The following is a 13,265-nucleotide window of genomic DNA, read 5'->3' as shown; positions in this document are numbered from 1 at the left end:
CCGGTGATCAGAGCTCGTCGTCCTGGGCCAGTTCCTCCCAGGCCAAGCCGAGCAGCCCGGCATCGGCCTCGTGGCCCGACGGCGGTGTCGGGGCCGGCTGGAACCACACCAGCGTGAGGCGGGAGCGGTAGAGGGCGGGGTCGTGGGACTGGTCCACCGGCGAGGAGCAGAACGCCCCGACGCACCCCACCGCCGGCAGCACCTCCACCGGCCCGAAGGCGCCGCCGTCCTGGCCGGGGTAGTCGCGCTGCGGTGGGATCAGGTGGACGCGCGTCGTGGGGTAGGCCCGTTGTGCGCCCCGTATCAGCGCGTTGATCTTCATGTCGTTGACCGGTGCGCAGGGATAGCCCTCCAGCATCCCGCCGTACGTCGAGGACATGCGCAGCTCGGTCAGTTCGATCGAACGGCCGGAGGAGAGGACGACCCGGGTCAGCGACATGGCCCCACCCTAGGGCGGGGTCCGGGGCCGATCAGCCGGTTTTCACGGGTGGTGGCCGGTCAGGCGGGCCGCCGAGGCGATGGTGGCGCGGGCCTCCCGTTCGCTGAGGCCCGTTCCGAGGGCCGCCTCGATCAGTGCGGGGACAAGGTCCGGAGCGAGCCCGTTCTCGTAGGCGCGGCAGGCCGCCCAGAAGAGGCGGGTGTTGCGCTGCCCCTCGTGCGCCGCGAGGACGAACTGGACGAGGCCCTGGCCGTGACCGGCCCTGGCAGCTGATGCGGCCGGCGTGCGCGGCGGGGGGAGGAGCAGGCGGAGCAGGGCCGGGGGGCAGGTGGCCGGGGTCAGATGGGCCGTGCCGGGTGCGGTGCCGTACACGCCGTGGTCGGTGCGGGAGCCGGGGCCGACGAGGTAGCCGCCGGCGCCGCGGACGTCGATGCCGGGGGCGAGGCGGCCGGCCGAGTTGGGGACGGCGGTGTCCGGCGGGCCGGTGAGCCACAGGTGGCGGCCGCCGCTGGGGGTGAGGACGACCACCGTCTGCGGGATCGTGAACAGATGCCGCAGCGCCAGTTCGCGCAGGGCGGCCGAGGAGTCCGTGCCCGACTTGGTGTCCAGGTCGATGCCGATCAGATGGTGCGGGGGCAGCCCGCAGGCGATGCCGTACCCGGTGGCCCAGGGTGCGGCGGCGAACAGTTCGCGGATCCGGCGCGGGTCGGTCGAGGCGTCGTACACGCCGTGTCCGAAGCGCCCGCACTCACCGTGGCAGGGCGGGGTCGCCGGGTCGGTGCGGTGGGGGGAGCGCAGGGCCGGGAGTTTGGTCCGGGAGAGGGGGATGACGGCCAGACCGCGTTCGGCGGCTGACAGGGCGTGCGCGAGGGCCAGCGTCGTGGCCTGCCGGTCGATGGTGGCCATGCCCTCATTTTCGTACGAGTGTTCGAAGAAGGGAAGAGGGGGCGCGCCCGACCCGCCGGTGACCAGCGGATTGGCGGAAAAGTTGATGGAACGCTTCGCCTCTTGTGCCGCTTGGTGTCGAGGCGTCCTGTGTGCCCCGAAGCGTGGTGTCGACGTGACCTAAGGGGTTTATCGACTTGTCATCACGCTTGAGGTTGAATCACCGCTTCCGGGATGGTTCGCCGGGGATTCGGTGGGCAATCCTGATCTCGCGACGTCGTGCTCACACAGCCGGGGCGGTCGGCCAACTGCCCTGGTGAAAGCCGTACTTCACGCGCTCGAGGCCGTCCGGCCGGGCGTATTGCTACTGGAGGAACCCAACATGGCAAGCATCCGTACCGCTCGCGTAGTCGCCGCCGTCTCCGCCCTTCCGCTCGCAGCCGCCCTCTTCGCCGGTGTCGCGACGGCGGACAACGGCTCCTTCGCGGACAACGGATCGACCGCCTCCGTCACCAACGCGTTCGCGGGCATCATCGGCAGCGGTGTCGGCGACGACAACAACGGCAACTCCTCGACCACGCAGCAGCAGGCCGTCGGCGCCGGCGCCTCGAACCAGAGCAACACCGCGCAGGTCGACGACTCGGCGTACACGGCCATCCAGCAGGGCAACGAGAACGTCGCCGTCAACTTCTACCCCTGGTGGTGATCTGAGGGGGCGGGCGCACCGGCGCCGCCCTCTCAACTCACGTGTGGGGCGTGTTCAGTGGGGTGAACAAGGTCAGTCCGCGCGGCGGTGCTTCGGCGCCGCCGCGCAGGCGTTTCCCTCAGGGGCAGGTGCCGACCCCGTGCGGGCCGGGTGGATTTCGGCCTTGACAGAGACCTTTGCCTGACGGACAGTCAGATTTCTGAGGGTGCTGATCGGTGGCACTCCTGATGGAACGTCAGAAACTGTCCACGGGAGGCGGGTACGGCTGCCATGACCGACCACGACGGCGACCTGACCGCGCGCCTCAAGGCCTACGAAGGGCGCCCCGCCACGCTCGCCGGGACCGGCAAGGACCCCGTCAATCTGCCCATGATCCGCCACTGGTGCGAGGCCCTCGGCGACACCAACCCGGCGTACACCGGCCCCGGCGCCGTCGCCCCGCCCACCATGCTCCAGGCCTGGACGATGACCGGCCTCTCCGGGCACCCCAGCGGCTCCGGCCCCACCACCCGTAGCCAGGCCTACGACGCACTCCTCGCCCTGCTCGACGAGGCCGGCTGCACCTCGGTCGTCGCCACCGACTGCGAGCAGGAGTACCTGCGCCCCCTGCGCCCCGGCAACGAGATCACCTTCGACACGGTGATCGAGTCGGTCTCGGCGAGGAAGACCACCAAGCTCGGCACCGGCTACTTCGTCACGACCCGCACCCGCGTCCACGCCGCCGGCGAACTCGCCGGCGCCCACCGCTTCCGCATCCTCAAGTACGCCCCCGCCCGGCGGAAGCAGTCCCCGGCCGAGACCCGCCCGCGTCCTGTCGTGAGCCGCGACAACGCCGGCTTCTGGGAGGGCGTCCAGCGGCACGAGCTGCTGATCCAGCGCTGCGCCGGCTGCCAGGCCCTGCGCTTCCCCTGGCTCCCCGGCTGCGACAGGTGCGGCGGCCTCGACTGGGACACCGTCCGGGCGGCCGGGAACGGCACGGTCCATTCGTACGTCGTCATGCACCATCCGCCCTTCCCTGCCTTCGAGCCTCCGTACGCCGTCGGCCTGATCGAACTGGCGGAGGGCGTGCGCATCGTCAGCAACGTGGTCGGGGTGCCGTACGACAAGGTCCGGATCGGGATGCCGGTACGGCTGGAGTTCCGGCGGTACGACGACGTGGTGCTGCCGGTCTTCCGGGGAGGACTGTCATGAACGTGGGCGACGCACTGCCGCCGCTGGAGATCGGGATCACCCGCACGCTGATCGTGGCCGGGGCGATCGCCTCACGCGACTACCAGGACGTCCACCACGACCCGGAGCTCGCCCGGCAGAAGGGCTCGCCGGACGTCTTCATGAACATCCTGACCACGAACGGCCTGGTCGGCCGCTACATCACCGACCACTTCGGCCCCACCGCCGAGCTGCGCAAGGTCGCCATCCGGCTCGGCGCGCCCAACTACCCGGGCGACACCATGGTGCTGAACGGCCGCATCGAATCGGTCGACGGCGGGACGGCAGTGGTCCGGGTGACCGGCGACAACGGCATCGGCCGGCACGTCACCGGCACGGTGACGGTCACGCTGCCCGCCGGGAGCACCTCGTGAAGGCCGCGATCGCGGGCATCGGCGCCACCGAGTTCTCCAAGGACTCCGGGCGCAGCGAACTGCGCCTGGCCGTCGAGGCGGTGCGGGCCGCGCTCGACGACGCCGGGCTGACGCCGGCCGACGTGGACGGCATGGTGACCTTCACGATGGACACCAACCCGGAGATCACCGTCGCCCGGGCGTGCGGCATCGGCGAGCTGTCCTTCTTCTCGCGCGTCCACTACGGCGGCGGCGCGGCGTGCGCGACCGTGCAGCAGGCGGCGCTGGCGGTGGCCTCCGGGGCGGCGGAGGTCGTGGTCTGCTACCGGGCGTTCAATGAACGTTCGGGCCGCCGCTTCGGTTCCGGCGTCCGGCACCGGGAGCCGACGGCGGAGGGGGTGGCGCTGGGCTGGGTGATGCCGTTCGGGCTGCTGACGCCCGCGTCCTGGGTGGCGATGGCGGCGCAGCGGTATCTGCACACGTACGGGCTGACGTCCGAGGAGGCCTTCGGGCCGGTCGCCGTCATGGCCCGGCGGCACGCAGCGTCCAACCCCGCGGCGTACTTCCACGGCCGCCCCATCACGCTCGCCGACCACGCCGCCTCCCGCTGGATCGCGGAACCCCTGCGGCTGCTGGACTGCTGCCAGGAGACCGACGGCGGCCAGGCCCTCGTCGTCACCTCGCCCGAACGCGCCCGGGACCTGCGGCACACCCCCGCCGTGATCGCGGCGGCCGCCCAGGGCGCGGGCCGCGCCCAGGAGCAGATGACGGGCTTCTACGCCGGTGACCTCACCGGGCTGCCGGAGGCCGCGGTGGTGGCGCGCCGGCTGTGGCGCACGGCGGGCTGCGGGCCGGCCGACATCGACGTGGGGATCCTGTACGACCACTTCACGCCGTTCGTGCTCATGCAACTCGAGGAGTACGGGTTCTGCGGGCGGGGCGAGGCGGCCGGCTTCGTCGCCGAGGACCGGCTGCCGATGAACACGCACGGCGGCCAGCTCGGCGAGGCGTACCTGCACGGCATGAACGGGATCGCGGAGGCGGTACGGCAACTGCGCGGCACGTCCGTGAACCAGGTGCCGGGGGCGGAACGGGCGCTGGTGACGGCGGGCACGGGCGTGCCGACGTCGGGACTGGTGCTGACGGCGGCGGGGTGAACGTCCGTTGGCGGCCGTCGACGCAGTGCGCAGCGAGGCTCCAGGAAGGCAGTGCCCCCTCTGGGGGCAGCGGCGATGACGGGGGCGCTTGGGGTGTGCGGCGACGACGGGCGGCGCTTCGGGTGCGGCGGCGATCGTGGGCCGCGCCTGGGGGTGTGGCGCCGATGACGGGAGCCCCCGGACGCCGGTCGCCCAGGGTGGGAGCGCCCTGGACGGCAGTGCCCTGCGCCCTGTGCCCGGTGCCGGTGGCGGCGCTTGGTTGGTGGTGCCTGATGGTGTCGGTGTCCTTCGTTGCGGCGTCCCGGTGCTGGTGGCGGCCCCCGGAAGCGGCGCCAGGGAAGGAATCAGCAGCCCGGCAAGGGTGCCCCTTGCGTGCCCCCTAGGGGTCGCACCCGCAGGGGGGTCCACCCCTGGTCCACCTCCAGGAGGTGCAGCCGGCCCCACCTCTACACCCTGAGGGGGACCCCGCTTCGGGACCTGCGGGCGATCCGCGTGAGGGGGCCCGGAACCTAGCTTGGAGCCATGACCACACCCGTCTGCACCACCGCCTCGAACGCGGCCGCACCTCGGACGCAGACCCTCACGTACCCGTCGTTCGCGTCGTACGTCCGGGCCCGCCAGCCCGTGCTGCTGCGTACCGCCCGGTCGCTCACCGCGAACCCGAGCGACGCGGAGGACCTGCTGCAGACCGCGCTCACCAAGACGTACATCGCCTGGGAGCGCATCGAGGACCACCGCGCGCTGGACGGCTATGTCCGCCGCGCGCTGCTGAACACCCGTACCTCGCAGTGGCGCAAGCGCCGGGTGGACGAGTTCGCCTGCGACGAGCTGCCCGAGCCCGAGCCGGTGCCCGGCGGTGACGACCCGGCGGAGCAGCAGGCGCTGCGCGACGCGATGTGGCGGGCGATCATGAGACTCCCGGCCCGGCAGCGGGCGATGGTCGTCCTCCGGTACTACGAGGACCTGAGCGAGGCTCAGACGGCCGAGTTGCTCGGCGTGTCCGTCGGCACGGTGAAGTCGGCGGTGTCAAGGGCTCTGGGCAAGCTGCGTGAGGACGCCGAGCTCGGGCTGATCCGGTGAGCTGAGCTGGGCATTGTTCGATTCAGCGTCGTTCTGTCCGGCAACGTGAAGTGATCGATCAGCCGGATCTAGTGACATACCGCTCGGTATGTGCGCAGAATCAGCGCACAATGACCGCCGCGCAGGCAATGTCGCCCCGGGAGGACGCCGTGCTGAGCACCATGCAGGACGTACCGCTGTTGATCTCAAGGATCCTGACCCATGGGTCCACGATCCACGGATCGTCGCAGGTGATCACCTGGACGGGCGAAGGGGACCCGCAGCGCCGCTCCTACGCAGAGATCGGGGCCCGCGCGGCCCAGTTGGCGCACGCCCTGCGCGACGAACTCGGGGTCGAGGCCGACGACCGGGTGGCAACCCTGATGTGGAACAACGCCGAGCATGTCGAGGCGTACTTCGCGATCCCCTGCATGGGCGCGGTCCTGCACACCCTCAACCTCCGCCTGCCCCCGGAGCAGCTGGCCTGGATCGTCAACCACGCCGCCGACCGGGTGGTGGTCGCCAATGGCTCCCTGCTGCCGCTGCTGGCGCCCCTCCTGCCGCATCTGAAGACGCTCAAGCACGTCGTCGTCACCGGCCCGGGCGACCGCTCGCTCCTCGCCGAGGCCGACGTCCAGGTGCACGAGTACGAGGACCTGATCGCCGGCAGGCCGGACACCTTCGACTGGCCGGACCTGGACGAGCGGCAGGCCGCCGCCATGTGCTACACCTCCGGCACCACGGGCGACCCCAAGGGTGTGGTCTACAGCCACCGTTCGGTCTACCTGCACTCCATGCAGGTCAACATGACCCAGTCCATGGGCCTGACCGACGAGGACACCTCCCTCGTGGTGGTCCCCCAGTTCCACGTCAACGCCTGGGGCCTGCCGCACGCCACCTTCATGACCGGCGTCAACATGCTGATGCCGGACCGCTTCCTGCAGCCCGCCCCGCTCGCCGAGATGATCGAGCGGGAGAAGCCGACGCACGCCGCCGCGGTCCCCACCATCTGGCAGGGCCTGCTCGCCGAGCTGACCGCGAACCCGCGGGACGTCCGTTCCCTGACCCAGGTCACCATCGGCGGCTCGGCCTGCCCGCCCTCGCTGATGAAGGCGTTCGACGAGCTGGGCATGCGGGTCTGTCACGCCTGGGGCATGACCGAGACCTCCCCGCTCGGCACGGTCGCCCGCCCGCCGGCCCACGCGGTCGGCACGGACGAGGAGTTCGGCTACCGGCTCACCCAGGGCCGTTTCCCGGCCGGCGTCGAGGCCCGCCTCACCGGTCCCGGTGGCGAGCGCCTGCCCTGGGACGGCGAGTCCGCGGGCGAGCTCGAGGTCCGCGGCCCCTGGATCGCGGGCGCCTACTACAACGGCCCCGACGCCGAACCCCTGCGCCCCGCCGACAAGTTCAGCGAGGACGGCTGGCTCAAGACCGGCGACGTCGGCACGATCAGCGCCGACGGCTTCCTGACCCTCACCGACCGCGCCAAGGACGTCATCAAGTCCGGCGGCGAATGGATCTCCTCGGTGGACCTGGAGAACGCCCTGATGTCCCACCCGGAGGTCGCCGAGGCCGCCGTGGTCGCCGTCCCCGACGAGAAGTGGGGCGAGCGCCCGCTGGCCACGGTCGTGCTGAAGGAGGGCGCCACCGCCGACTTCGAGACCCTCCGTGCCTTCCTCGCCGACGAGGGCAGGATCGCCAAGTGGCAGCTCCCGGAGCGGTGGACGGTCATCCCGGCGGTCCCGAAGACGAGCGTCGGCAAGTTCGACAAGAAGGTGCTGCGCAGGCAGTACGCCGCAGGGGAACTGGACGTCACCCAGCTCTGAGCCACGCCCACGCCCGCACGGCGGTGACCGGCACCGCCGTGCGACGGCGTCCACAGCGCTCCGAGAGTGATCCACAACGCACCGTGTCCGGCGCACCGGAGCGGCCGGGTGATCGTCTACTACGTCATGAACCTGACGTACTCGGCCTGTGGCGTCCCGCCCCGCCCCGTCGCGCTGTTCCTGGCCCTCGCGGGTGTCGCCGGAGCCGTGCTGGTCGGCCGCGGCGGGCTGGACACGGTGGTCGGCTGCGGTCCGGCGCAGGATTCCTACCCCTCACAGACCGCCGAGGACTGGATCGGGAACGCCGGCCACGTCGTCGTCGCCACGCCGGTCCGTGAGGAGGAGACCGGCAGGCGCGAATTCGAGAAGGGCACGTACCGCTACGAGACCGACCGGACGGTCACCTTCCGTACGGATGACGTCCTCTGGTCCGGCCCGCGTCCCGGCCGGTCGATCGACGGCACCTTCGAGCTGACCGCCCCCGGCTGGCGCGTCCACCGCGTGAGCGGCGCGCGCCTGAAGCGGACCGCAGGCTACGCGCCCCGCCTGGAGCCCGGCCACACCTATCTGCTCGCCGTGCGCCGCACGGCAGGAGGCTGGACCGTCCTGGGCGAGGGCGCCGCCGTCCCGTTCGACGACCGCACGGCAGGGCGGGGCGAATGGTGCGGGCGGGTCCTGTCCGAGGAGGACGTGGCGCGCGGCGAACGCTTCTCCCGCCGCTCCGACGGAAGCCTGGAGAAGGCCGTCAACGGCCGTGACGAACAGGCCGTCGTCCGTGCCCTCAAGAGCGCCGGCGCGCCCGGCTGACCGGGTACGCCGCCGCCTCTGACCAGCCCCGCAGGGCCTACGCCTCTTACCGGCCCCGCGGGACGGTCAGTTGGTCCCGATCCGCGACAGCAGGTCCACGATCCGGCTCTGCACCTCCGTGCTGGTGGAGCGCTCGGCGAGGAACAGCACCGTCTCGCCGGACGCGAGCCGCGGCAGGTCGGCCTGGTCGACGGCGGCCGTGTAGACCACCAGCGGGGTGCGGTTGAGCTGCCCGTTCGCGCGCAGCCAGTCGACGATCCCGGCCTGGCGCCGATGCACCTGCATCAGGTCCATCACCACCAGGTTCGGCCGGAACTGCCCCGCCAGCGTCACCGCGTCCACGTCGCTCGCCGCCCGCGCCACCTGCATCCCGCGCCGCTCCAGCGTCGCCGTCAGCGCCAGCGCGATCTCCGCGTGCTCCTCGATCAGCAGCACCCGCGGCGGATGCTGCTCACTGTCCCGCGGCGCGAGCGCCTTCAGCAGGACGGCGGGATCGGCACCGTAGGCCGCCTCGCGCGTCGCCTGGCCGAGCCCGGCCGTCACCATGACCGGCACCTCCGCCGCCACGGCCGCCTGCCGCAGCGACTGCAGCGCCGTCCGTGTGATCGGCCCCGTCAGCGGGTCCACGAACAGCGCCGCCGGGAACGCGGCGATCTGCGCGTCCACCTCCTCGCGCGAGTGCACGATCACCGGCCGGTAGCCACGGTCGCTGAGCGCCTGCTGCGTCGACACGTCCGGAGCGGGCCAGACCAGCAGCCGGCGCGGGTTGTCGAGCGGCTCCGGCGGCAGTTCGTCGTCCATCGGCTGCGGCCGTGGCGGGTCCGCGACCTCGACGGCCCCACCGGGACCATCCAGCGGTTCGGGGCCCTCGGCGGCGTTCTCGTCCGGTGCGCCTATGGCGTACGACCGTCCCGCGCCCTCACTCGCCGGCCCGCTGAGCCGGGACTGTCCGGACTGCTTCTGCGGGGCGGACGGCTGCTCGCCCTGGGGGTGCGGGCGCCCGGCGGCAGGCTCCGGCGGTGTGCCGAGCTTGCGTCGCCGGCCCCCGCCCGCCGTCTGGTGCGGAGGGGGCGTCGCCCCGGCCGGCGGCTGCTGCACCTGGGCAGCCTGCCGCGTGAACGGCACCCCCTGACCCAGGGTCCGCACGCTGATCGCCCGGCCCTGCGTGGAGTTCGGATCCACCGGCGCACCGGCACCGCCGGCCTCCGCGGGCAGCGGCTGTGCCATCCGCGCCTGCGTCGCGGCGGTCGGCCCGGCAACTGACTCGGGCGGCAGCGGGCCACCGGCCGAGGGGTGCCGCGGTGCGGGCGCCGCCTGCGTGCCGGCCCCGGTCCCGGGCTGCGGCTGCGGTACGGGAGTGCCCGCGCCGGGCGTCTCGTCCGCACCGGCACTGGCGGGCCACTGCTGCGGGGGCGGCGTGCTGCCTGCCGGTGCCGCCTCGGCGGGCAGAGGCTGACCGGCGGCCGGCGTCTGCGCCGGCTGGGGGGCGGGCCGCCCGGAGGTGGGCCGTGCCGGGGACTGCTGACCCGGCAGCGGCTGTGCGGCACCCGGCGCGGCGGGCTGCTGCGCGGGGACGCCGCGCGGCTGGGCGGCCGGTGCGGTCTGGGGAGCCTGGGCCACCGAGGCCGCGGTGACCGGCTGCGGCTGGCCGTGGACGACGGGCTGCGCCGACGGCGCCGGAGTCGCCTGGACCGGAGTCGTCTGAGCCGGAGTCGCCTGGACCGGGATCGCCTGCGCGGGCGCCCCGTTGCCCTCCGCCTGCGGGGCGGCCACCCGGCGGCGGCGGCCCGTCGGGGCGCTCGCCGGATGCGGCTGCGGCGGGGTGTGGTCCCCGGACTGGTCATGCGCCACGGCGTCATGCCGGCCGCGGTCGTCGGCGGGCGGAGCACCGGGCGTGCCCTGGCTCGGCACCTGGGCCTGCGCCGCACCGATCTGCGGAACAGCCTGCGGACCAGCCTGCCCCGGTACCTGAAGGGCCGCCGGTCCCGGATCCTGGGGCTGCGCGGGCGCGGGAACCGTCGCCTGAGCGGCCGCCCCCCGATCCGCGTCGGCGGGAGGCAGCGCGAACACCGTACGCGGACCCGTCTCCTGGGCTGCGGCGCGTTCCTGGGCCGCGGCGAGCGCCCGGCGCCGGCGGCCGCTCGACTGCTGCCGGTTCTCGGCACCGGCACCGGCACCGGCGGGAACGACCGCGGCGGCAGGGTCCGGCGCGGCTGCCGCCGGAGCGTCCGCGGCAGCCGCGGGCAACGCCGCCGGCAGAGCGTGCTGTTCGCCCGCCGCGCGCCGGGCCCGCCGCCCGCCGCCGGGCGCGGGCACGCCCTGCGGCGGAACCGTCCCGCCCAGGCCGTTCGCGGCCGCGGCCGTCCCCGCGGCGTGCTCGGCCGCGGTGAGGACGGCGCCCTCGCTCACTCCGTCCTGCGCCGCACCGTCCGGCGTGGCGTCCGGCAGGGCGAGCTCGGCGCCCTCGGCCGGCCGTCCGCGCCGCCGCCCGGTACCGCCGCCGGCCTCGCCCGCGTCGACGGCCTCGGGCGCCGGTGCCGCCTCGGGCGCGGCCCGCCGCCTACGGCGTCCGGTCGGAGCGGCGGCCTCGATCTCGGCGGCGGCGGCCTGCGGCACCTCGCTCTCCAGGAAGGCGTCCACGGAGGCCCGCCGCGCGCGCCGCCGCCCGCCGCCGGAGGTCTCCTCGCCCTCGGGCGCGGTTTCTGGCGCGGCGGGAGCGGCAACGGCCCCCGCCCCGCCGCCGATCGGCACTTCGAGCACGTAGGCGCTGCCGCTCATGCCCGGTACCTCGTGCGTCTGGAGCACACCGCCGTGCGCACGCACGATCCCGCGCACGATCGGCTCGTGCACCGGGTCTCCCCCGGCGTACGGCCCGCGCACCTCGATCCGTACGACCTCGCCGCGCTGCGCCGCCGCGACCACGACCGTGTTGTCCATGTAACCGCCCGCCGAGACGGGCGCGTTGCCGGTGGCGTCGACGCCCGCGACGTCCGCGACGAGATGCGCGAGCGCGGTGGCCAGCCGCTGCGGGTCGACCTCGGCCTCGATGGGCGGCGCGTGGACGGCGAACTGCACGCGCCCCGGTCCGACGAGTTCGACGGCGCCGTCGACACCGGCCGCGACGACGGCGTCGAGCATCACCTTCGTACGCGTGATCGCCTCGGCCCCGGCGTCGATCCGCTGGTAGGCGAGGACGTTGTCGATGAGCTGGGTGATCCGGGAGTACCCGGCGGAGAGGTGGTGCAGGACCTGGTTGGCCTCGGGCCACAGCTGACCGGCGTCGTCGGCGGCGAGGGCCGCGAGATCGCGGCGCAGCTCGTCCAGCGGCCCGCGCAGCGAGCGGGCGAGCAGCGTCAGCAGCTGGTCGTGGCGCCCGGCCAGCGCCTCGTACCGGTCCTTCTCCCGCTCGGCGAGCGCGGCGTACCGCTCCTCGCTCGCCGCCACCTCCTCCATGTGCTGCTCGCGCAGCTCCTCCAGCTCGGTCACGTGCTGCTGGCGCAGGGCGGTGAGATCGGAGGCGTGCTCCTCGGAGAGCCGCTCCAGTTCCTCGGTGTGCCGCCTCTCGACGGCGGCCTTCTCCTCGGCGAGGACGTCGTACGAGCGCCGGTCGGCGAAGGTCATCACGGCGCCGACGAGCTGGTCGCCGTCCCGGACGGGCGCGGTCGTGAGGTCGACGGAGACCTTGTCGCCGCCCTTGGACCACAGCACCTGCCCCCGCACCCGGTGCTTGCGCCCCGAGCGCAGCGTGTCGGCCAGCGCGGACTCCTCGTACGGGAAGGGGGACCCGTCGGCACGGGAGTGGAGGACGAGGTGGTGCAGCTCCTTGCCGCCGAGTTCGCCGGCGCGGTAGCCGAGGATCTGGGCGGCGGCCGGGTTGACGAGCACGATCCGGCCGTCGGTGTCCGTGCCGACGACGCCTTCGGAGGCGGCCCGCAGGATCATCTCGGTCTGCCGCTGCGAGCGGGCCAGCTCGGCCTCGGTGTCCACGGTCCCGGACAGATCGCGTACGACGAGCATGAGCAGCTCGTCGCTGCTGTAGCCGTAATTGTCGTAGGCCTGCTGACCGTTCTCGAGGTTGGCGCTGGTGACCTCGACCGGGAACTCGCTGCCGTCCGTGCGCCGGGCGATCATCCGGGTCGGCTTGGTCCGCCCGCGCGGGTCGATGTGGTCGGGGCGCCGCATGGAGCCCGGGATGAGCTTCGAGTCGAACTGCGGGAGCAGATCCAGCAGCCCGCGCCCGACCAGGGCGGTGCCCGGCGCCTCGAAGGCCTCCAGGGCGATGGTGTTCGCGTTGACGACGGTCCCGTTGGCGTTGACCAGCACCAACGCGTCGGGCAGCGCGTCCAGTATGGCTGCGAGGCGAGCAGCGCCTCGGGATGGCCTGCTGCTCACGAGACGCTTCCCTCCTGTTACCGCACCTTGCCGACCGCTCGGGCCATCTTGCCAACCGGCCCGCGACGTGTCACGCGAGGGAGTCTAAGGGCTGGGGTTGTCCTCGCGACGCGGGATGAGAGAGAGGTCGCACGACGAAGTGACACCGAACGGGAGTACGTCCCGGGCCCCGCCACACCACCGCCACGCGCCGTTCGCGCCCCCTGTGCCGGATCTTTACGTGCGGGGTGGTCGGGGGGTGGCTTCGGCCGGTGTCGGGAGCCGGGGGAGGAGGCCTCCCGGCGGGGGCGGTGGTGAGCAGCCTTGCCTGCGGGGATGCGGGCCCGGTGGCGGGGAGACCTCCCGGTGCGGGTGCGGGAGGTCGGCGGTGGTGGTCCGGACCGACCGGCGGGGGCTGGCCGGACCGGCCGCGGTGGAGCGACAGAGTGGGGG

The 13,265-nt window shown here is 73.5% G+C and carries 10 protein-coding genes; 7 read left to right on the top strand and 3 right to left on the bottom strand.

Annotated features, from left to right (window positions below):
• Positions 1 to 7: 7 nt before the first annotated feature.
• Both ACIHCM_RS04885 and ACIHCM_RS04880 read right to left on the bottom strand, forming a co-directional pair.
• Positions 8 to 439 carry a hypothetical protein gene (locus ACIHCM_RS04885; protein WP_399889154.1) on the bottom strand — a complete coding sequence of 144 codons (432 nt, stop codon included), beginning with the start codon at positions 437 to 439 and terminating at the stop codon, positions 8 to 10.
• Between the two features lie 42 nt (positions 440 to 481).
• Positions 482 to 1,345 (bottom strand): bifunctional DNA primase/polymerase, encoded by an 864-nt coding sequence (locus tag ACIHCM_RS04880; RefSeq protein WP_399889151.1) that lies wholly within the window; start codon positions 1,343 to 1,345, stop codon positions 482 to 484.
• A 361-nt stretch (positions 1,346 to 1,706) separates the two neighbouring features.
• Here ACIHCM_RS04880 and ACIHCM_RS04875 point away from each other — a divergent pair, with 361 nt between their 5' ends.
• The 7 genes from ACIHCM_RS04875 (at position 1,707) to ACIHCM_RS04845 (ending at position 8,441) form a co-directional block, all read left to right on the top strand.
• A complete protein-coding gene (locus ACIHCM_RS04875; protein ID WP_365452897.1) occupies positions 1,707 to 2,030 on the top strand; it encodes a hypothetical protein in 324 nt (107 codons plus the stop codon).
• Positions 2,031 to 2,300: 270 nt separating this feature from the next.
• Entirely contained in the window at positions 2,301 to 3,221 is a 921-nt protein-coding gene (locus ACIHCM_RS04870) for a bifunctional MaoC family dehydratase N-terminal/OB-fold nucleic acid binding domain-containing protein (protein WP_399889148.1), read from the top strand.
• Entirely contained in the window at positions 3,218 to 3,613 is a 396-nt protein-coding gene (locus tag ACIHCM_RS04865) for a MaoC family dehydratase (protein ID WP_399889145.1), read from the top strand. The genes ACIHCM_RS04870 and ACIHCM_RS04865 overlap by 4 nt, the downstream gene beginning before the upstream one ends.
• Positions 3,610 to 4,749 carry a lipid-transfer protein gene (locus tag ACIHCM_RS04860; protein WP_399889142.1) on the top strand — a complete coding sequence of 380 codons (1,140 nt, stop codon included), beginning with the start codon at positions 3,610 to 3,612 and terminating at the stop codon, positions 4,747 to 4,749. Before ACIHCM_RS04865 ends, ACIHCM_RS04860 begins: the two co-directional genes overlap by 4 nt.
• Positions 4,750 to 5,271: 522 nt before the next feature.
• Positions 5,272 to 5,829 (top strand): SigE family RNA polymerase sigma factor, encoded by a 558-nt coding sequence (locus tag ACIHCM_RS04855; RefSeq protein ID WP_399889139.1) that lies wholly within the window; start codon positions 5,272 to 5,274, stop codon positions 5,827 to 5,829.
• Positions 5,830 to 5,957: 128 nt separating this feature from the next.
• Positions 5,958 to 7,634: a long-chain fatty acid--CoA ligase gene (locus ACIHCM_RS04850; protein WP_399890536.1), complete on the top strand. Its 1,677-nt coding sequence runs from the start codon at positions 5,958 to 5,960 to the stop codon at positions 7,632 to 7,634.
• Between the two features lie 108 nt (positions 7,635 to 7,742).
• Positions 7,743 to 8,441 carry a hypothetical protein gene (locus ACIHCM_RS04845; protein ID WP_399889136.1) on the top strand — a complete coding sequence of 233 codons (699 nt, stop codon included), beginning with the start codon at positions 7,743 to 7,745 and terminating at the stop codon, positions 8,439 to 8,441.
• Between the two features lie 66 nt (positions 8,442 to 8,507).
• Here the strand turns inward: ACIHCM_RS04845 and ACIHCM_RS04840 are convergent, their stop codons facing one another.
• Complete coding sequence (locus ACIHCM_RS04840) at positions 8,508 to 12,833, bottom strand: PAS domain-containing protein (protein ID WP_399889132.1); 4,326 nt, start codon at positions 12,831 to 12,833, stop codon at positions 8,508 to 8,510.
• Between the last annotated feature and the right edge of the window lie 432 nt (positions 12,834 to 13,265).

Source organism: Streptomyces sp. NPDC052023 (assembly GCF_044548465.1).
GTDB lineage: Bacteria > Actinomycetota > Actinomycetes > Streptomycetales > Streptomycetaceae > Streptomyces.
This window is presented reverse-complemented; position numbering and strand designations above follow the sequence as displayed.

What these genes read in the sequence shown, in the direction of transcription:
- ACIHCM_RS04875 (WP_365452897.1), top strand. Translation starts at nt 1,707, where the DNA reads ATGGCAAGCATCCGTACCGCTCGCGTAGTCGCCGCCGTCTCCGCCCTT.
- ACIHCM_RS04870 (WP_399889148.1), top strand. Translation starts at nt 2,301, where the DNA reads ATGACCGACCACGACGGCGACCTGACCGCGCGCCTCAAGGCCTACGAA.
- ACIHCM_RS04855 (WP_399889139.1), top strand. Translation starts at nt 5,272, where the DNA reads ATGACCACACCCGTCTGCACCACCGCCTCGAACGCGGCCGCACCTCGG.
- ACIHCM_RS04885 (WP_399889154.1), bottom strand. Translation starts at nt 439, where the DNA reads ATGTCGCTGACCCGGGTCGTCCTCTCCTCCGGCCGTTCGATCGAACTG.
- ACIHCM_RS04865 (WP_399889145.1), top strand. Translation starts at nt 3,218, where the DNA reads ATGAACGTGGGCGACGCACTGCCGCCGCTGGAGATCGGGATCACCCGC.
- ACIHCM_RS04850 (WP_399890536.1), top strand. Translation starts at nt 5,958, where the DNA reads ATGTCGCCCCGGGAGGACGCCGTGCTGAGCACCATGCAGGACGTACCG.
- ACIHCM_RS04880 (WP_399889151.1), bottom strand. Translation starts at nt 1,345, where the DNA reads ATGGCCACCATCGACCGGCAGGCCACGACGCTGGCCCTCGCGCACGCC.